Genomic DNA, 20624 nt, shown 5'->3' on the forward strand with positions numbered 1-20624 from the left:
TAATTACACAAACCTACTTTTTAATAACCATGATTGTAATTATATAATTCCTTTAGAAAAAAATACTAAATTAATTTTATATAATGTATAAGGAAACTTATAAATCTGAAATTTTTTAAAAAGAAAAAGTTAGAAGAGTGTGTTTACTCTTCTATTTAACTGTTATTTTTATTTTTTTACTGGATTTTTTGTAGACGTATGTGTCGCCTGCAAATTTGATTTTCGCTTTGTACTTACCTTTTTTGTTCAGTTTTGTGATTTTAAAGGTTGCTTTGCCTTTGGCATTTGTTTTTGCTTTGTAAGTTACGCCGTTGACTTTTAGGGTTAGTTTTTTACCTTCTTTGAGGTAGACTTTACCGTCAATTGCTGATCCAACAATTGTTTTAAGTTTTACGGTCAATTTTTTGGTTTTCTTACTTGCTTTGAATTTTGCATTTTTAGCAACGATGCTAGTTGGTTTTTTGACAATGGTAATTCCTCTTACAAGGAATGAGGCATTGTAGTCATTGTCGTCAAGGTAAGCCATACCGAATGTGTATAATCCAGCATTTTGTAATCCGATTTGTAAAGCGAAGTGTCCTGTTTCGTTGGTTGTTCTGTTGAAGTTAAGGCCGTTATAACCGATTTGTACAGTCTTGTTGACCAATGGGTTTCCGTTGGAGTCTGTGAGTAAACCTACGAAGTATCCTCCACGTTCACCAGCATAATAGTCACAGCAGTATTGTGTGAAGTCCTCAGCTGTAATGACAGTTCCTAACCTTTCTTTTACAACAGGTTCGGTAGCGTTGGTTTTAACAACAAGTTTTCCATCAACTACTTCAGCTGGGTACTCTTTACCATCCACAACAACAGTAGAAGGCAACTCAGGAGCAGTAGCATTAGTATCAACAGTAGCAGTACCATTCACATACTCAATAGGATACTCAACACCATCCACAACAACAGTTTTAGTCTTATTAGCCAAAGCTTCTTCTAACTGACGAATTAAATCAGCAATTGTTTGATTAGCATCAACCAACTCAGCAGTTAAATTATCAACCTTAGCATTAGCATCAGCCAACTCATCAGTTAAACCAGCAATCTTCTCAGTAGCATTACCTAACTCAGCAGTTAAATTCTCAACCTTAGCATTAGCATCAGCAAGATCCTCAGCCAACTTAGTAGCATTAGCCTGAGCATCACTCAATTGACCAGTTAAATCAGCAATCTTCTCAGTAGCATTACCTAACTCAGCAGTTAAATTCTCAACCTTACCAGTTAAATTCTCAATCAAATCATCCATATCAGTATCAACGGTTATTGTACCATTTTTAACAGTGGCATTGTATTCTTTACCATCGACAACAACAGTAACGTTTTCAGGTTCGGCAACTTCAAATGTGTAGGTTGCAAATCCTTTGTTGTATGCTTCTGTTGCAGCGCTTTCGACGACAACAGTGTATGTACCGGCTTTTGTGATTTCGTATTCGCCAGTTACTTCTTCGCCGTTTACTTTTATGGTTAAAGCACCGTCGGTTTCATTTTCAACAGTAATAGTTATGATGTCACCGATTTCTGCAGTTATTGGAGTAATGTTTAATACTGCATCTTTCTTGTTTGCTTCGAATACTTTGGTTACTGTTTGGGCAGTGTAATCTGGAGTTTCACCAGCTGCAACAGTTACATTGTATATTCCTGCTTCAGTAATTGCGTATGTTAATTGAACATTATTGTCTGTTCTTAGGATATTGATTAATGACATTCCATTAGGACCGTTAGCTGAAGGAATCTCTTGAACTTCACCATTGATGGTTACAATTAATTTAGCGTCAGTGTCAGCTGTAATTTTAATGGTAATGTTTTCTCCAACTTTTACGTCATCCGGAGTTATTTCAATATCGATATTGGCAGCCTTTTTAGCTTCAACAACAAGAGTTTCTGCAGTGGATTCACTAGCATTGTACTTTTCGTCACCGCTGTAGGCAGCAGCAATAGTGTAACTGCCAGCATCTAAAACAACTTCCAGTTTGCCATCAGCAACATCAACAGTGTATTTGGTTCCGTTGACATCAATGACAACAGTACCGGTAGTACCTTCGGTTACATTGAATTCAATGATTGATTTTTCACCGGCATTACCTGCTTTAACTGTTACATTCACTTCAGAAGCATATTTAACTACATTGAATGTTGCATTATCACTGTTTGCATGGTACTTGTCGGTTTCAGCGGCGGTTGCTACAACAATGTATTCGCCGGCAGCCAAACCGTTTGGAATGGTTATGGCACCTTCGGATAATGTGTAGTCCTTACCGTTGATTGTTACGCTAACGGTAGTGTCATTAGTTACAGTGATTACAATTTCATCTCCAACATATTTTACATCAATTGGAGAGATTGAAACGTTTGGAGTCAATTTGTCAACAGATACTGTAGCTGTTCCTACTGCAGGATCATTATTGTCATCTCCAAAGTATACAACAACGATGCTGTGGTCGCCGGCAGTAATGTTTTCAATAGTGTAATTCGCATTGCCGTTTTCCAATGGAATATCCTGTTTTTTGCCATCAACAATAACAGTGACGTTGCCGGTAGCTCCAGGAATTGATACGTTTACGAGGGTATCTTGACCTATTATGGCTTCGCCAACATTAATGCTGATTTCTTCTTTTAATTTATTTACTGTCACGGCAACATCAACAGATTGAGCATTATACCTTTCAGTCTCAGGAACGCTGACAGTCAAAGTAGTGGAACCGCCTTTAACACCAGTAACAACACCAGCATCAGAAACAGTAGCAACACTGGTATCAGCAATCACATAAGACAAAGCACCATCACTGTCAGTAGTAGCGCCAACATCAACAGTACCATCAACATCAACAGATAAACTATCAGAAACAGTAATAGTGGCATCCAACTTATTAACTGTTACAATAACATCAACAGATTGAGCATTATACCTTTCAGTTTCAGGAACGCTGACAGTGACTTTAGCCTTACCGCCTTTAACACCGGTAACGACACCAGCATCAGAAACAGTAGCAACGCTAGTATCATTAGAAGCATAAGACAAAGCACCATCACTATCACTAGTAGCGCCAACATCAACAGTACCATCAACATCAACAGATAAACTATCAGAAACAGTAATAGTGGCATCTAACTTATTAACTGTCACAGAAACGTTAGTACTATTAGCTTTATATTTACCAGATTCAGCAACAGTAATGGTCAAAGTAGTTGAACCGCCTTTAACACCAGTAACAACACCAGCATCATCAACAGTAGCAACAGACTCATCAGCAATCACATAAGTAACGACACTGTCAACATCAGTGAAACTGGCACCAACATCAACATTATCATCAACATCAACAGATAAGGAATCATCAACAGTAATCGCATTGTCTAATTTACTTACATTAAATGTTGTGGAATTGGTATTAGGCAATAGCTCTTTTCCTAAACCGTTGTAGATTACTTCAATTGTGTTTTCACCGGCAACAATGTCACTGGCAGCAATTGTGTAGTTGAATGTGCCGTCAACCAAAGCCTGTTCGGAAGCAACAACATTACCATTTACTTTAATGGTCACATTACCTGTTGCACCTACAACAGTGATATTGACCCTATTGTCCTCATCAACCAGGCAATCATCAACCTCGATTATGATGTCAGGTTTTGGAGGCAAGTTTTTGCCAATGTTTACATCTGCAGTTACACCAGGATCGATTGAATCGTCACCAGATAATTCGCGAGCATATAATGTGTTTCCATCAACATAAAGACTGGTTGAGTTAATTACAGAAATTGTGTATGCCCCTTCAGTGTAGATTGTGTTGTTTTGAATATCAAATGAACGGTCTCCATACATCCATTGAGCATAACTTATACCATAAATGTATGCGCCTTCTTCAAAGTCAATGACATTCTGAGTGTAAATGGTGTTATTGTAGATTTTTGCATTACCGTTTTGGATTTCAATACCGGATACTAATGCCCAGTTACCGCTTGGAGAAGCGGAACCAGTTACATTAATGAAGTTGTCCTCAATTAACAGTTCGGAAGTTTCACCAAACATACTTGCAACATAAATACCTAAGTTCGGACCATTTGAAATACTTGTAATGTTGTTTCCTCTAATGATTACATCTGATTCAACACCTTGGAATGCATATGCAGTACCATGTTGGTCTAGGCCTCCACTGGTAGACATGTTGAAATTGTTATATGAGAATGTTACATTACTATTGTGTCCAAAGTCGATTCCATAAAGGTAATTATCCATTCCAGCAGGAGTCAACTCATCAATCATTGAGATGTTATTGTGATCAATTAATGAATCGGAACATCCAATAATGTAGATTGATTGAATTGTAGGGAAATCTGCTGTATAGTCGTTGGTAGTTGAATTTACATTGTTGTTTGTGAATTTAAGATTATTACAGTCTTTAAGTCTTACTGGGTTTACATTATTGGAACCCATCAAGTAATAATCGTCATCATAAGTCATTACATATACGCAAGGTAATTTGGTAGTAATGTTATTTCTATCCATTACAACATTTCCAGTATTTACTGCTTGAATTCCAACTGAAAGTTGTGTATCATCAATTACATGACTTTCGAAGAATATTGTGCTGTTTAATAAATTAACATTATTACAGTCTTGAATATCAATTGCAACAGCTTCATCAGCATCAGCAGAATAGCTGACATCTAAATTGGTCAAATCAACATTGCTTCCTTCAACATGAATTAAAATTCCTACAGAAGTATCGGCTGTAATTGTTAAATTATCCAATTTGACGTCATCTGATGAAATGAAAATGCGAATGTTGCTTAATACTGCACCATCACCGGTGATTGATAATGGTTGAGTAATCAGTAGCTCTTCAACAATAGCATCATCAAATTCTCCTTTAAAGACCAATTCATCAAATGGAACTTCATCTTTCAACTCACCGTCATCAGAGAAGAACTTGTCAAAGTTTTCAGGGGTTACAACATTGCCTTGTGCAGTGAATGTTGTTGAGTTTGTAAATCCATTGAATGTAACTTCAACTGTGTTTTCACCAGCAATAATGTCTGAAGCAGAAATTGTTTGGGTTACAGAACCACTGCTTAATTCAGGAGTAGCAATTTCCTCACCATTCAATTTGATGGAAACTGTACCGGTAGCTCCAGTGATTGAAATAGTCACTGAATTTTCATCTCCTAACCAAATTTCATCGTTTTCAACATCAATATTAATTTCCACGTTTTGAACGGCTGTGAAAGTGGTTGAGTTTGTAAAGCCGTTGTAGGTAACTTCAACAGTGTTTTCTCCAAGAACAATGTCGCTGGCTGAAATAGTTTGGGTTACAGAACCGCTGCTTAATTCAGGAGTAGCAATTTCTTCACCGTTTAGTTTGATGGAAACTGTTCCTGTCTCACCGGCAATTGTAATGGTTGCACTATTGTCATCACCTAAAGTGATTTCATTAGTTACATCAATCAAGATTTCAAATACATTGAAAGTAGCTGTTTTTGTAATTCCATAAGCGCTTACTTCAACAGTGTTTTCGCCTAAAACCAAATCGCTGGCTTTTACGATTTGATTTACTTCTCCACCAGCTTCGGTTTCATTAATTACATTATCATTTACTTTAACAGTCAAGGTAGTATTTCTGAAAGTCGGTAAAAGGGTTACAGGAATAACGTTATCACTACCCATCAATACATCACTAATATCATCAAGAGCTAAATCTGGACCGTTATTTTCAACAATGTGGTCTTTACCACTTGCATAGGTTACAGCCGCATTACCTTTTTTACCATTGCTTATTAAATAGTTATCAGAAATATTGTTTCCACTTGCACGTGAACTAGTAGCATCGACTGCATAATTGTTTGTTGTAATTATGTTGTTTTGATAGACAATATCATTCACTCCTTGTAATACGACTGTTTGAGTAAGATTGTTACCAATTAAAGAATTACCTTCAGATGCCCTTTGAGTGAAAGTAACAGTTCCAGTAATTTCAGAATCAATTAATTGACAATTAGTAGCTTTGTTGGACCTACTTTCACCAAATATAACATTATTTACTGTTACATTTGATGCAATTGAATTAGATCCTCTAAATGTTAAAGTACCGGTTATAGATAAATCACTAATATTTAGATTATTACTTACTTGTAAATTATTAATATCACCAGAAATACGTGAATTATCACCATTTAAAACAATAGTGTTGACAGTATTATCATGAACATATGTATCAGTAGCAGTTAAAGTACCGGTAGTAAGAGTGTTATTATAAGCTTCACTACCCGCTGCAACAGTCAAGGAAGAACCGTCTATATAATTATCACTAACGATTGCATCTGGTAAAGTGGACATTGCAGCATTATACAATTTGTTGCCTATATAAACATTACCTACTCCATTGCCTGAACCACCACCATACTGTCCAGTAATACCAGTACCACCAGCATAATAAATTGTGTTATTTTGAATAAGGTTGTATGGACCACCAATTACAATACCCCAACAGATAGCTGCAGATTGACCGTCCAAACGGCGAACGGTGTTATCTGTTATGTTGTTGTGGTGATTTACTATAGTATCTGCAGGAATATCCACATTGTAGGTGGTCAAGTAAATCAAGTTACCTACATTGCCTTCAACTTCAATTGTGTTGTTCTGGAATGTGCAGTAATCAGCCCAAGCCATTACCAAGGATGAGGAACCGCCATTATCTCTAGTGTAGAAGTAACTGTTTTTAACTGTTACATAAGTTGAGTTAGCTCTAATTGAAGTAGCCCCTACACCGGAACCTACTCTTTGATCTTCAATCACATTGCTGATATGGTCTAAAACAACATGATGAGCATTATATACCCATATCTGTGTATTGTGGAAGTTCAAATCAGAGATGTTTGAACCGGAACCGCCATTGCTTACTGTGAAACGGTTGCCTGGATTATCTCCCATTAAAGAACCGGCAGTAGTATTCAAATCAATCAAAACATCTTTAGTGGTTGAGATGATGTTTACAGGTTTGTTTATTTCCATTACAAATGACCTATCAGAGGAACTAAAGAACTTTCCTTGGAAGTCTAAAACAGCTCCTTCAGGAACCCAATCCTTTATACGGCCGGAATTTGTTTCATCAAAGTAATCATCGAATGTTTCATTTGTTACAAGACCATATACATAGAATGTTTCACTAGCTTCAGCATCCTGATATATTGCTGTAACGGTGTTTTCTCCTGCTTTCATATCACTTGTGGTAAGAGTATAAACAACTTCACCATTATCAACATCTTGTGTAGCGACGGTTTTGCCGTTTACTTTAATTTCAATAGCTCCAGTTGCATCTGTTGTTACTGTTACTGTATTAGTGTTAGGTAGCCAGAAATTGGTCTTTTCAACAGTTAAAGCAATGTCAACACCAGTAGGGCCGTTATTTTCTACAACATTTCCAGTGCCTGAACCCAGATTAATGGCTGCATCTCCTTTTCCTTTGCTGCTAACCAAATAATTGTCATGTACTTCATTGTTTTTTGAGCTTCCAAGGTCTATTGCATAATTTTCTGTAGTGATAATCCTATTTCCTGTAATTACATTAGAACCGCTTGCGGTTACTTTTCCAGAAACATTGTTATTGATTACCTGTGCGCCTGAAGCGGCACTAATGCCACATCCACCGGTAATATTATTGCCTTTAACGATACCATTGGAACCAATGTTCACTCCAACACCACTATAGACGATTGTATTGTTTTCAAGAACATTATAACCACTACTTTGTTCTTGGTATAAGTAACAAATTCCTGAAGCTGTTTCAGGACCGTAAATTTTACAATTAGTGAAAGTATTATGATCATTGATTTCCAATTTTCCTTGTTTGACTAATTGCAGGATTTGTGGCAGGTACATGTTCTCAAAGCCTTCCATGTTATAGAAGTTCAAGTAAATCAAGTTTCCAACATTTCCTTCACCTTTAATGGTACAATTATCAACATTGATATGATGTGCATTAGTCAGTACAAAGTTAGAGTGACCTCCATTATCTTTAGTTGAGAAATAGGAGTTTTTAACATTGATATGTGATGAATTAGCTCTGAATGCTACAACACCAACACCAGAACCGATTTCACGACCATCCACAATAGAAGTCATGTTATTAATAGTTAAATTATGTGTATTGTAGAACCATAATTGGGAATTGTAGAATGAAATGTCACTGATGTTTGATCCTGAACCACCATAGCTTACAGTGAATCTGTCACCAGGGTTTTCACCGCTCATTCCTTGAGCAATAGTATTTAAATTAATGTATGCATCTTTGGTGGTTGAAACCATATTAACAGGTTTGTTGATTTCCATGATGTAGCTTACAGAAGAAGTACTGATAAAACTACCTTGGAAGTCTAAAACAGCACCATTTGGTACATGTTCACATAATCTGTTACTGTTTGATCTGTTGAAATAATTAAAGAATGTTTCAGCAGTTACTACACCATCATAATCGTATGCAGTGAATGTCTTTTGACCGCTTCCGCCATTACATGAAACTTCAACAGTGTTTACGCCTGAGCTTATATCACTAGCCTGAATTGTATATGTCAATCTTCCATTATTGAAGCTAGGTGTAGCTACAGTTCTCCCATTCACTTTAATGGTTGCAGTACCACTTGAAACAGGTAAAGCAGCAATAACATCATTTGAATAATTAATCCAAGTATCAGTAACGTTTATTTCAACATCTCCACCTAAAGTGATTACTTCAATTTCTTTTCTAATTTCCTGTTTTGGCATGGAAACGACTATTTCATCATTTTGACCAGTAGTGTCTGTGTATGTTGTTGTTGCAACGCCGTTTTCAATTGGCACGCTACTTTCACTGAATTGACCGTTGGCATCAAATGAAACGGTGATTGCATCAGGTATCAATTCATGTTGAGTGGTTACGGCACCGTTTGAATCTTGAAGTTTATTGAAGTCAACGGTGACTGTTGCACTTTCACCAGCCATGATTTCAGTTGCGTTAACAGTAACATCAGCTATTACGATGTTTTCCAATACTAAATTATGATTATTAATATCTGCAAAGCTATTTGTTCCCCAATAGTTTCCATTTACATTAACTGTACCTTCTCCAGCATTATCAATAGCTGCTAGAGAATTAAAGATATTATTGTGGATTTCAGCGTTGATTGGACCACCAATATCGATTAAAGAAAGGTCATTATCATTAACATTAATATTGAAAACATTATTATTGAAATTGAAATTACCGTTTCCTTCTACAATCATTTGTATTCCAGAATAACCATCTACATTAAAAACACAATTCTCAATGTTGAAATTGTTAAAATTACCTGCAATATGTATAACTTCAGATTCAGGCATTTCTACAAATTGAATATTTTCAATAGCTATTTTTTCAAAGTTTACATCTAAAACATTAATAGTGTTTCCATTTTCCAAACTTACAATAGTATCATCCGGACTTTTACCAATTATTGAAACTGCTTTATCAATTTCAAGATTATGATCCAAATAATGGTTTCCTTCTAAAAGGTAGATTTTACATCCAGCAGGAACATTTTCCAAAGCACATTCGATAGTTTGAAGAGGTTCCTCTTCACTACCTGGATTACTATCATCCCCATAAGGAGAAACATAGAAGTTTCCACGTCCATGATTATCGAATACATCAGTATTTCCCTCTTGCTGTTGAATAAATACTGTATCATCACCTTCAGCATAATGAGATACCAAATAATTATTAGTTACTGTTGTATCTTGCGCTTTTAACAAGTAAATTGTATATTTGCCCTCGGTTTCAATGGTATTTCCTTCAATGTCATAATTATGATTGTCATTTAAGTATTGTGCATAGCTTATTCCATAAATGTTCATTCCATCTAAAACATAACCTGTAATTGATTTTGTTTTAATGTCATTGTTGTATACGCGAGCATAAGTGTCTTGAAGCTCAATACCTGAAACCAATCCCCAGGAATTGGAAGTTGGAAGACCAGTTATATCAATATTGTTGTTTTGAACCAATATTTCTGTGTCCCCGTAATAATTCTGTGAGAAGATTCCTAATGCAGGACCGCCACAGTGTGCGTATAAATCATTTCCATCGATTACAACGTTTTCATATGGTCCTGTTAACTGAATTGGATAAGCGGTTCCAGAGTTTTCGCTTCCGCCAGTAGTTTCAACACTGATTTTATTTCCTTGCACTAAGACATTATCTGAGTAATACATGTCCAATACATTCAAGTAATTTGGCTCACCTTCAGGAGTGATAAAATCGGTTTCATTGAATGTATTGCCAATAATATTTACACCATCACAACGTTCAAGCATTACGCAATCCAAGGTAGGGTAATTATTATCACTGCCAATTACATTAGCATAGAACTTATTATTAATAACATCTACTGATGAATCTCTAATTCCTGTATTCAATACCCTATCTGTGTCAAGTCCAGGATCACCCGCACTATAATCAACAGCAAGAATCGGAAGATTTGCTATAATGGTATTTCCCTGAACAAGATTGGTACCTTGACAATTGTCAATTTTCATTGCATACTCATAATAGTCGCCATAGTTAGGTCCAGTGAAGTTGATTATAGAATTTAACAATTGGAAATTATTGGCTTGGTCAAATACTATTCCATATACGTCATAATCTTGATCAGGAGCATATTGAACGGTTAGGCCATTAAGAATATTGTCGTCATTGGTTACATATATCAATGCACCATTTGCTTGACCGAATTCTTCATCTTCAACATACCTTGAAGCAATCATTGTTAAACCGTTAATTTGAACGTCTCCATTTAGAATTATACCCATATTGATGAATGTGGCTTCACTTGCATCTACACGACATCCTTCATCAAAACTGAAGTATGGGAAAAACTCATCACCGTCAAAGACTCCTTCAAACTTATAGCTTCCACTGATCAAATTAGAATTTAATCCCAACTCCTGAAAACTTTGAGGAGTAAGAATAAAATCATCATCATCACCTAGAACATCTTCATTAGACACTCCAAGCTTTTCATTCGAAGTTTCGTTTACATCACTACTGATAGCAATATCACTGGATGTTTCCAGTTCACCACCATCCGTAGTTATTTCATCATCCGACAGACTAAGTTGGTAGTCTGCACTATCTACAGCCACATCATCTGTGGCTGCACCTATATCTTCGGCCGCACTTGCGACCCCAACAAATAAGATAGCTAGCAAAACCATGCTAACTAGTATGAATTTATTTATCTTCACAAACTCACCAAGTAAAATTTAATACAATTCAATAAATCTTGAATATGATATAAATTATTATTAAAGTAATATTTAATAATTATCAATATATATTAATAAAAATAAAAATTTAAAAATTTTAAAAAAATAGAGTAAAAAAATTATATAGGGATTTAATAATGGTAGATGATTAATTTAGAATGCAATTAAATATTTCCTAAATAAACATCTACAATCCCTTTATCTAATGCAATTTCACGAGCCTTAAACAAAATTTCAGGCCTTGTAGGGGAAATATCATCCATTTTATAGTGAGGAAAGGCTCTTGAAAAATGAAGTGGTACATCTTTACCTAATTCACTGACAACAAAATCGCATAATTGATCTATTTCCTCAATTGAATCATTATAATCATTGATGATTAGGTTTGTTATTTCCAAATGCTTGCCTTCATCGTAAATTCTTTTCAAATTGTCTAAAACAATATTCAAATCTGCACCGCAGACTTTTTTGTAAAAATCTTTAGACATTGATTTCAAATCTATGTTAAACGCATCGACAAAAGTCAAGACTTCCTCAAGAGATTTGTCTGAGTAATATCCATTGCTGACATAGATTACCTTCAAGTTTTTTTGGCGAGCCAATAAAGAAGTCTTCTTGGAGAAAGGCAAATGTATAGTAGGCTCGTTATAAGTCCAAGCAATCGATTTGCAATTATAATTAAGCGCATTTTCGATGATGAATTCAGGCGTGACCTTAATCCCCCTTGAATAATCATATTCCTGAGAAATAGAGTAGTTCTGACAATGCAGGCATTTCATATTGCATCCAAAACCGCCAATTGAATATGTAAATGTGCCCGGTAAAAACTTATTCAAAGGCTTCTTTTCAACAGGATCAGGACTTAAAGAGGATATGATTCCATATGATTCATCGAACAGCTCACCGTTGATGTTTTTGTGCTGTCTGCAGACTCCGACATGACCATCGGCAATTTTGCAATAATTAGCGCAAATTTCACATCTAATCTTTTGTGTCTTAGAGCTCTTCTTATAAAATTCACTACTCACTAACATAATGTTCATAGCCTTTATTCTTTATTCTTTCAACAAATCCATTTTCCAACGTTAATTCAATAACGTCAGAATCATTAACTTCTCCAATTACCTTGCAATCAATCGGTAGTTTTTCTAAATCATCTTTTTTAATAGTAAACAATAATTCAAAATCCTCTCCAACATGTAAAATTAAATCCAAGTAGTCCAGGTTGAGCTTACTGGCCAATTCTTTATATTCATCTGAAACGTTTAACAGTTTTTCATGAATCATGAATCCAAGGCCGTCTTTTTTAATCTCATATAACTCACTGGCAAGCCCGTCTGTAATATCGGTTGCAGAGGTTGCAAAATCCTTTAAAATCAAACCCTCTTTGATTCTTGCCTTCGGTTCTAGAGCCTGCTTTACGTAAATGTTATCAAAAGAATCAAAGTTAAAGCCTAAAGCCGCAAGACCAATATCACCTGTAATAGCTATTAAATCCCCATTTTGGTAAGTGTCCTTCATTAAAGGCTTATCGGCGAGTCCTAATGCAGTTCCTGTGATTATAATTTCAGATGCTTCGTTTGTATCTCCTCCAATCAACGGAATTTCATAATAGTCACAGGCCTTCAAGACTCCATCAAGTATTTCTTTAAAATCATCTAATTTCAGCTCCTTAGGCATTGCAATTGCAAGTAAAAACCCCAATGGCTCAGCTCCCATAGCGGCAAGATCACTTACATTGACAGTTACGGCCTTAAATCCCATGTCAAAATAGGACATGTTTTGCGGAAAATGTCGGGACTGAATAAGCATGTCGCAGGTTGAAATTAAATTTGAACCGTTTAATGGAGTAACAGCAGTATCATCAGGAGTAATGTCCTTTGAATTTGAAATTATGTATTTAACTAATTCCTTCTCACCAATATCAGAGACTTTAAGGGTCATGATAAATAGTATAGATTTTAAAATAAATAAAATTTTAGAAAAAAGAAATTATTTTGTAAATAGAAAATTAAAAAAAATAAAATAGTTCAGAACTATAAGTGTTCTGAAACTCTGTCTTTAATGATTTCATACATTCTTTTGTCAATTCCGAGAGGGTCGGTTAAAACGATTTCACCATCGAATTCGACAGGCTCTTCATCATGGTCATGATGGTGGTGATGATGATGTCCGTGGTCATGATCATCATGGTCATCGTGGTCGTGATGATGGTGGTGATGATGACCTTCTTCTGCCTCATAATCGCTTTCTATACCGAGTAATCCAGGTATGTCCCTTTTTGTATGGAGTCCATGTGCAACAAATACTGGTACAACAATGATTTTTTCCAAATCGTTTTCTGTGCTTAATTTTTTAATTGTCTCAGGTATACCTGGTTTTCTGATTTCCATAAAACCATATTCTACTGGCATGTCCGGAAATTCTTCTTGATACATTTCTTTGTAAGCTTTAATTACTTCTTCACCATCGTCTAATCTTGAACCGTGGCTTAAAAGTAAAATTCCTGTTTTTTCAGTCATATTTTATCATCCATTAATAATTTTTAATTAATTTTTAAGTTAAATTCCTTTAAGTTATCTTGAGAAAAAAATTTTTCAAAAAAATATATGAAAAATTTATAATTTTTCATCTACCATGCTAGCTAAAATATCTATTAAAATGTCATCCGCTTTGATTGGCTCAGGATAGAGAATTTCCCCATCGAATTCCACTGGAGTCAAGTCATGCACATGGTCATGATCGCCATGGTCATGGTCATGAGAATGTGAGTGCTCATGTTCATGCTCTTCTAGGAATCCTAAAATGTGTGGAATATCATGAGTTGTGTGCATTCCAGGAGCAATAAAGACCGGAACAACTACCAACCTTTCCAAGTCATTTTCCTCTACTAATTTGTTAATAGATTCCGGAATGCTTGGACCGCATAATTCCATAAATCCAAAACTTGATGGTAATTCGCAAGTTTTTTCAAATTTATCGTATAATGCGGTTGCAAATTCCTTATTATAGTTTAGTCTTGAACCATGAGTTACAAGCAATACTCCAGTTTTAACATCTCCCAATTTGGATTCTGCCAAAGCTTCGGAAATTCTTTTATCAATAATATCCAACAGTTCATCTCTTGGTCCAATTGAATCCAATAATATTATTTCACCATCAAAATCAACATCATCAGCTATTGATAAATAATGTTCAGGCGGATAATTTCCATCAGGACATCTTGGATCAACTTCCAAAGGATCTAAACCTAACAGTTGTGGAATGTCAATATTGGTATGAATTCCTGGAGCTAAAAATACTGGAAGAGCAATAATCTTATCCAAATCATCGACTTCTTCCTTTAATATTTCAACGGCTCCTGCAATAGTAGGTTCTGATACTTTCATGTAACCTATTTCAGCTGCTAAACCTGTTTTTTTGATAAATTTTTCTTTTATTTCAGTGAAGACCTCTTCAGCAAAAGGCAATGTGCTTCCGTGGCTTACTAAAATAACACCAACATTATTTGATAACTTTGAATTTATATCCATAAGAGATAACTCCGTCTTTTCCATCTTCTCTTATTCTTCTAAATACCATTTCTACATCGTCACCGATTTCGATATCATCAACATCGCAATCTACTAATTGTGAAGTTAATTTTGCACCTTCTTCAAGCTCAATTACAGCCACTGCATAAGGGGCTGCTTTTTTAAAGTCATCAGGTGCTGATCTGATTATTGAATAAGTATATATTTTTCCTTTTCCTGAAAATTGGAAAGGTTCAAGGTCTCCTTTTCTCCTACAGTTAGGACAAACTACACGAGATGGGAAAAATAATTCGCCACAAGTGTTACATTTGGAACCTATAAGATTGTATCTTTGTTGTATATGACGCCATGTTCTTACAGTATCTGACATGTGAATCCTCCATATATTTTCTAATATGTATAATATATTCTAAATAATATAAATAAGTATTTTTTTTATTACTATTTTACTAAATTTTTAAAAAAGTTATTACAGAATTGTGCAAAATCATAAAGTCGCAGTTGCAAAATAAATTTATAAATTTCAAGTTAAATTTTTAAAAATGAAAAAGAAAAGATTAGACTCAAAAGGAAATATAATAGCTGGTACAACCGCTATTTTAGTTGCAACATTGTTGTTGATTTGTATTTTTGTTATAACAACAATAAATTACATTGAAAATGAAAATATTGATTCTGAAACTAATGATAACTTTAAATACGTTGTTGATGACTATAGTGCCAATTTAGAGGTTCTTGGCCGTGAAGCTATAAGTCAAGCAACCCAAAAGGTTTTCAATGGAATCCCTATACTCAACAGTGAAGACCAAATCATGAAAAACCTAAATAAAATTTTGGATGAAAAAAATGAGGAATATGAAGAAAAATACGGAGCAAAAATAACATCACAAGTTTTATCTGTAGAAAATACTGATTCGCCATGGAAAATATTGCTTAAAGTTAAATTAAATATTAAAAAAGATAATGAGGAATTTTCTAAAATTGTTGAAAGAAACGCATCGGTTGAAGGTTTAAGGGATCCGTTGCCAATAGCCAAACTGACTGTGCTTTCTGGAATCTTGACATACGATGATACATATCACTATAAAACTGCCCTATCGGCTTATATGCTTTTGCATAATTTAGACTCCCCAGAATCCTATATAGAAGCGACTGCACCATTAACAATAAGAAAATGTCCATATGACCCCTATACCCATCATGGAGACCCTGGAGTCCTAGATGATTGTCTAAAAAATGGCTATTTTCATGAAAGTGCAGATGGAAGCTGTTATCTGTGCCGGCTCGAAGGCAAAGGAAAATGTCCCCATTATGGATTTGAAGTCTTTATTCAAACACATACCCCTCTTAAAAATGAATCCTTATCCTGCAGTGATCATGTTGTATTTGCCGACCATTACAATGGTGAAAAAATAAATCCTGATGATATTAACAGCTTAATTTTGGATTCATCTCATAGAAAAAAATACGGGTTGGTTGAAGATGGACAGTAAAGGAAGTGCAACAATAGAGCTGGGCATAATTTTGATAATCTCCATTCTAATTATTGGGATAACATTAACATCATTCGAAAACGCAACGGATAAAATTATTGAATCGCAAAAAGATGAAAACATTGAAATGTTAATCTCTGAAGTTGCGGATAACTTAATAAATAATCCCGGCGAGCCTGAAAACTGGCCTGAAATAAAAAAAGGAACTCCTGGCCTTGGAATAATAAATGAAGAAGGTCAAGTTATTCCAAACAGTCTTTCATGGGAAAAATTTACAGTACTTGGTAAAAACTATAAAAATCTAGTCGATAAGAAACTATTCAACTCAAAAATCAAAAGCTCCATTGAGTTGATTCCACTGAAGAGTAGTATTTCAAGTGTAAAGATAGGTTCCAATAAAGAACCAAATGATGTTTACTCTGTTAATAGATTGGTGAAATGTGATTTTTACAAAAAATATGTTATTAAGGATTTTCAAAGTGATGGAAAATGCAATCATGGCCATGATCAAGGAGAATACAGCTGCAACTACTTTAAAATCTTTAAAGGAAATCTAGAAAAGTCAGATTATTATCTTTTAATCGATGACAGCAAGAAATACAAGCTGAAATTCCTGGTTGACACAACAAGAGTAGTTAAGCCTAAAGCCTGGCAAACAACATCTTCCAACAAAATCCTCATAAACAATAAAATAAGTTTTTATGATGATACTAGTGCTGTTGTCTTCATTCATCTAGATGAACCAAAAGCTAAAGCATTGCTGGTTGGCGTTCCCAAAGATTTCAATCGAAATAAATTAACCTACGACTATTTTAGAACGAATGATTGTCAATTTGTCTTAAAGGCCTGGTATTAGATTAAAGCACCCAACAATAGCAAAGAAACTGAAATCAAAATCAAACTGGAAATTGAATCTGTTACACTTGTTGAAATTGGAATTACAATATTATCAGGGTCTAAATTATGATTGTATGAGATAGTTGAAATGTAATAAACGACAATGACCATTATTGCAACCAAAATTAAGCCTGATATGGTACTGATTGAAATAATTCTATCAAATCCTACGCCGACTGTTTCAAATACTCTTGATGAAGATTCGGCTAATATTCCAATTAACGGGAACACAATAATAGCTAAAATAAAACATATTCCAAAGTTGTGTAATGCTTCACCTTCCGGTTTGGATAATGGTTCCACTAACCCTGAGTGAAGGCCTGATGATAACCTTGCACCTAAAATACTAATCAAACTTCCGCTTTCTCCTGAAAATAGCGGAATTAATGTTAATAAGCTAGGATTTGTAAGCAATGTTTCAACTGAACTGTTTAAAATTCCACCTGCAGAACCTCCTAAAAAGGAGCATAAAAGCAAAATTGGTGTAGATTGTCTTAAAATGGTTTTTGTTTCATCAGATAATTTATAACAGTAAATGAAGCTTAGCAAAACAGAGATTAATATCACTACAAGAACAACATCTTTAACGATGAAATTAAAATCTAAAGCCTTCAATATAAAGACTGATGCTATGATTGCAGGTAAAGTGAATAAATCTCCAAATGCAGCAATAATCGGGCTTGTTATATTGTCAGGATCCCAACCATGTTCGAAACTTTTAAATGAAACAAGCATTGTAATTGGAAGCATTATCAAGTTAGAAATCAATCCTGCAATAGTACAGATCAATATAAAATCAATTATGCTCATTGATGAGGAATTTAATAAAATACAGAATATCTTTGCTACAATTCCTAAAAATATTGATAAGACAAGGGTTAAAACAAATGAAGAAAAGATATTGTTGTTTAAATCCTCTGAAAACTTGAATTTTGGAGAAATCAAACCGATGTGTAAGCTGGTAGACAATCTTGATGCAAATGATCCAAATATATTTCCTCTCATACCAATAGCTCCAGGAATGACAACTAACAAACCCGGAAATGTTTCAAGGAAAAATGTCATCTTGCCTAAAATAATACCGGCAATTAAATCTCCGATTGCACAAATACAAAGAGCAATCAAACCTTCTTTAATAATATAATCGTGCTCATGATAAAAATCAGAAAACGCTTGAGTAGATAGTGAACTGCGAATCCTCTTCTGTTGGTCTTTCACACGTATCACTACCCCTTATCATTTTTATCACTCAGTCTAATTCTTCTTCTAATTCTTCTGGAATGTCCTCTAAGGAACAAGTACCTGCAGCTAATTTTTCAAGCAAATCTGCGCCTTCGTCTGTTCCTTTTAAAATTAATGTATCGCCCGGTAAAAGCATGGTGCGTTTATCTGGACCATAAATCCATGATACTCCACGTCTAATAGCAATTACTCTCATACCAGTACGGTTAACTAAAAGCAAATCTCCTAAAGTATTATTTGCTAATTCTGATGATTCATCAATGGTAACTCTAACAATGCTTTTATCAGATTCTTCCATTACCATTTTAAATACTGGATGTGGTTTAAATCCAGTAATAACTAAATCAGCTAAATCTTTTGCGGCGTTTGCCATACTTTCTGTAGCTTCAGCAATTTCGAGAAGTGCTGTTAATTTTTCAGCATCCTCATATGAACGTGCCGCAACCAATGATTCCTTTTTAATTTCATAGTTCATTGCATTAACTTCATTTTCTAATGTAATTACTTCTTCTGCTGCAGTTTTACTATTAAACAATACAGCTGAATAAGCTAAATCGACCATAAGTTCCGACATGTTTTTCATTTCTATTAATAAATTTTTAATCGACAATTCAAATTCCCCTAAAGATCATTTGGATTAACATTCAATAAACATGCTTTTCTAAGTTTCAATAATGTTTTTTTCTTTGTTTTTAAATCTTCAACTTCTTCTAAAATATTCTCTAAAGGCTCTCTTAAACATTCAACTGCTTCTTTTGTATGTAACCAATGACATTCCTTACAGTTCCAAACGCCTTTACCTTTAATCCAACTTCCACCTGTTGTTGAATCCCCACATGGATAAAATGGACAATAACAGAAGTCGCAATATTGACCTTCGTGGTGACATGGATAAAATTCACATTCACGATTTGGTCCATGGACAACTTCGCCATTTAAGAATTTTTCATAATGATTTTGTGATAATTCATGGATTTTAGACCTAATTACATATCCTCTTGGAGTTACGAGCTTTCCATCCTGCTCATAAGTTATATCATTTCCAACAATTAATGTACAGGACATGTTGACAATATCTTCAGTTAAATCTTTAGCTTTAACAATTGTTGCTTTTGGAGGCTCAAAAGTACTGTCTACAATACCTATTAAAGCATCCTCGCCTTTAATGTCAAGTACACATTTCTTGAATCTCCTGAAAGGCTCCTTACGAGTTTTGCTTATAGGATTATAAATAGCTACAATTAAATTAGCTTCAAGAGCGTGTTTTAATTTTTTTTCTATTTCTGAAAGTGGAGTTAAAATATTACTTAAGCTAATAGCAGCAAAATCGTGTAAAGGTGCTCCTAAATGAGATGAAGCATAATTTAGTGCAGACACTCCAGGATAAACCTTAATTTCAACATCATCATATTTGCTGACGATTTGATATAAAACATTGGCCATTCCGAAGACTCCAGGATCTCCTGAACTAATCAGTGCAACTGTCTTGCCTTCCTGGCTTTGCTGAATTGCAAATTCGGCCCTAGCTATCTCATCGCCCATTCCTTTTTTGACAATTTCCTTCTCACCGATCAAATCTTCGATTTGTTCGATGTATCTCTTATAGCCAATAATAACATCAGACTCTTCAATAGCTTTTATAGCTCCCAAAGTCATGTTCTCTCTATTTTGACCTATACCTATTACATAAATCATTTTCAACCACTAAAATAATTTTAAAACTGAAGTTATAACCATTGAATCTGTATTAACCCTATATCCATTGCCTTTATAGGAAGCATCAGCGGAAGCAATTACCTTATAAGACGGTTCTTGGCTAATGACGATTTGACCTGAAGTTGAATTAGGTGATGCGTAACCTAAAGCTTCCATGCTAACGGTTATGTTTTCATTATCAGTATCATCATAGGTAGTAATGTTCATTGAATCAACATTTACTCCATCAACTTTCGATAGTTCTTCCATTTTCATTGCTACATCTTTTTTATTAGAAATATTTATTGGAGTTGGGTCCTTAACAAGTACTTCATTAACTTTTTCGGGGTTAAAAAATGAAGTTATCTTATCAACTTGCATGTCAATCAACCCTTGAATGTTAGGAGCTTCAGAAGTCACTATTGTATATGAACTGAAAAGACCTACTTCAAAAAA

At 34.7% G+C, this 20624-nt stretch carries 12 protein-coding genes; 2 read left to right on the forward strand and 10 right to left on the reverse strand.

Features of this window, described 5'->3' with window-relative positions:
• Positions 1-151 precede the first annotated feature (151 nt).
• The 6 genes from ACKI3D_RS01985 to ACKI3D_RS02010 form a co-directional block, all read right to left on the reverse strand.
• Complete coding sequence (locus ACKI3D_RS01985) at positions 152-11287, reverse strand: Ig-like domain repeat protein (protein ID WP_407391845.1); 11136 nt, start codon at positions 11285-11287, stop codon at positions 152-154.
• 185 nt (positions 11288-11472) lie between these two features.
• A complete protein-coding gene (gene amrS / locus ACKI3D_RS01990; protein ID WP_407391847.1) occupies positions 11473-12342 on the reverse strand; it encodes an AmmeMemoRadiSam system radical SAM enzyme in 870 nt (289 codons plus the stop codon).
• Entirely contained in the window at positions 12329-13252 is a 924-nt protein-coding gene (gene thiL, locus ACKI3D_RS01995) for a thiamine-phosphate kinase (protein ID WP_407391849.1), read from the reverse strand. The genes amrS and thiL overlap by 14 nt, the downstream gene beginning before the upstream one ends.
• A 92-nt stretch (positions 13253-13344) precedes the next feature.
• Positions 13345-13830, reverse strand: a complete 486-nt coding sequence (cfbA, locus tag ACKI3D_RS02000) for a sirohydrochlorin nickelochelatase (RefSeq protein ID WP_407391851.1) — start codon at positions 13828-13830, stop codon at positions 13345-13347.
• 96 nt (positions 13831-13926) lie between these two features.
• Entirely contained in the window at positions 13927-14841 is a 915-nt protein-coding gene (gene cfbA / locus ACKI3D_RS02005; RefSeq protein ID WP_407391853.1) for a sirohydrochlorin nickelochelatase, read from the reverse strand.
• Positions 14813-15211 carry a Zn-ribbon domain-containing OB-fold protein gene (locus ACKI3D_RS02010; protein ID WP_407391855.1) on the reverse strand — a complete coding sequence of 133 codons (399 nt, stop codon included), beginning with the start codon at positions 15209-15211 and terminating at the stop codon, positions 14813-14815. Before ACKI3D_RS02010 ends, cfbA (ACKI3D_RS02005) begins: the two co-directional genes overlap by 29 nt.
• A gap of 172 nt (positions 15212-15383) precedes the next feature.
• Between ACKI3D_RS02010 and ACKI3D_RS02015 the strand changes: the two genes are divergently transcribed.
• Positions 15384-16334: a hypothetical protein gene (locus ACKI3D_RS02015; RefSeq protein WP_407391857.1), complete on the forward strand. Its 951-nt coding sequence runs from the start codon at positions 15384-15386 to the stop codon at positions 16332-16334.
• A complete protein-coding gene (locus tag ACKI3D_RS02020; RefSeq protein WP_407391859.1) occupies positions 16324-17190 on the forward strand; it encodes a hypothetical protein in 867 nt (288 codons plus the stop codon). Before ACKI3D_RS02015 ends, ACKI3D_RS02020 begins: the two co-directional genes overlap by 11 nt.
• On the opposite strand, the gene ACKI3D_RS02025 is transcribed toward ACKI3D_RS02020, so the two are convergent.
• The 4 genes from ACKI3D_RS02025 to ACKI3D_RS02040 all read right to left on the reverse strand — a co-directional run.
• The gene (locus tag ACKI3D_RS02025; protein WP_407391867.1) at positions 17187-18449 is read right to left on the reverse strand and encodes a magnesium transporter; all 1263 of its coding nucleotides are present in this window, start codon (positions 18447-18449) and stop codon (positions 17187-17189) included. The genes ACKI3D_RS02020 and ACKI3D_RS02025 overlap by 4 nt on opposite strands.
• 31 nt (positions 18450-18480) lie before the next feature.
• Positions 18481-19083 (reverse strand): potassium channel family protein, encoded by a 603-nt coding sequence (locus ACKI3D_RS02030; protein ID WP_407391861.1) that lies wholly within the window; start codon positions 19081-19083, stop codon positions 18481-18483.
• Between the two features lie 11 nt (positions 19084-19094).
• Positions 19095-20168, reverse strand: a complete 1074-nt coding sequence (cobJ, locus tag ACKI3D_RS02035) for a precorrin-3B C(17)-methyltransferase (protein ID WP_407391863.1) — start codon at positions 20166-20168, stop codon at positions 19095-19097.
• Positions 20169-20177: 9 nt separating this feature from the next.
• Positions 20178-20624, reverse strand: a 447-nt coding sequence (locus tag ACKI3D_RS02040) for a hypothetical protein (RefSeq protein WP_407391865.1), incomplete at its 5' end; no start/stop codon positions are given.

This window comes from Methanobrevibacter sp. (assembly GCF_045586545.1).
Taxonomy (GTDB): Archaea; Methanobacteriota; Methanobacteria; order Methanobacteriales; family Methanobacteriaceae; genus Methanocatella.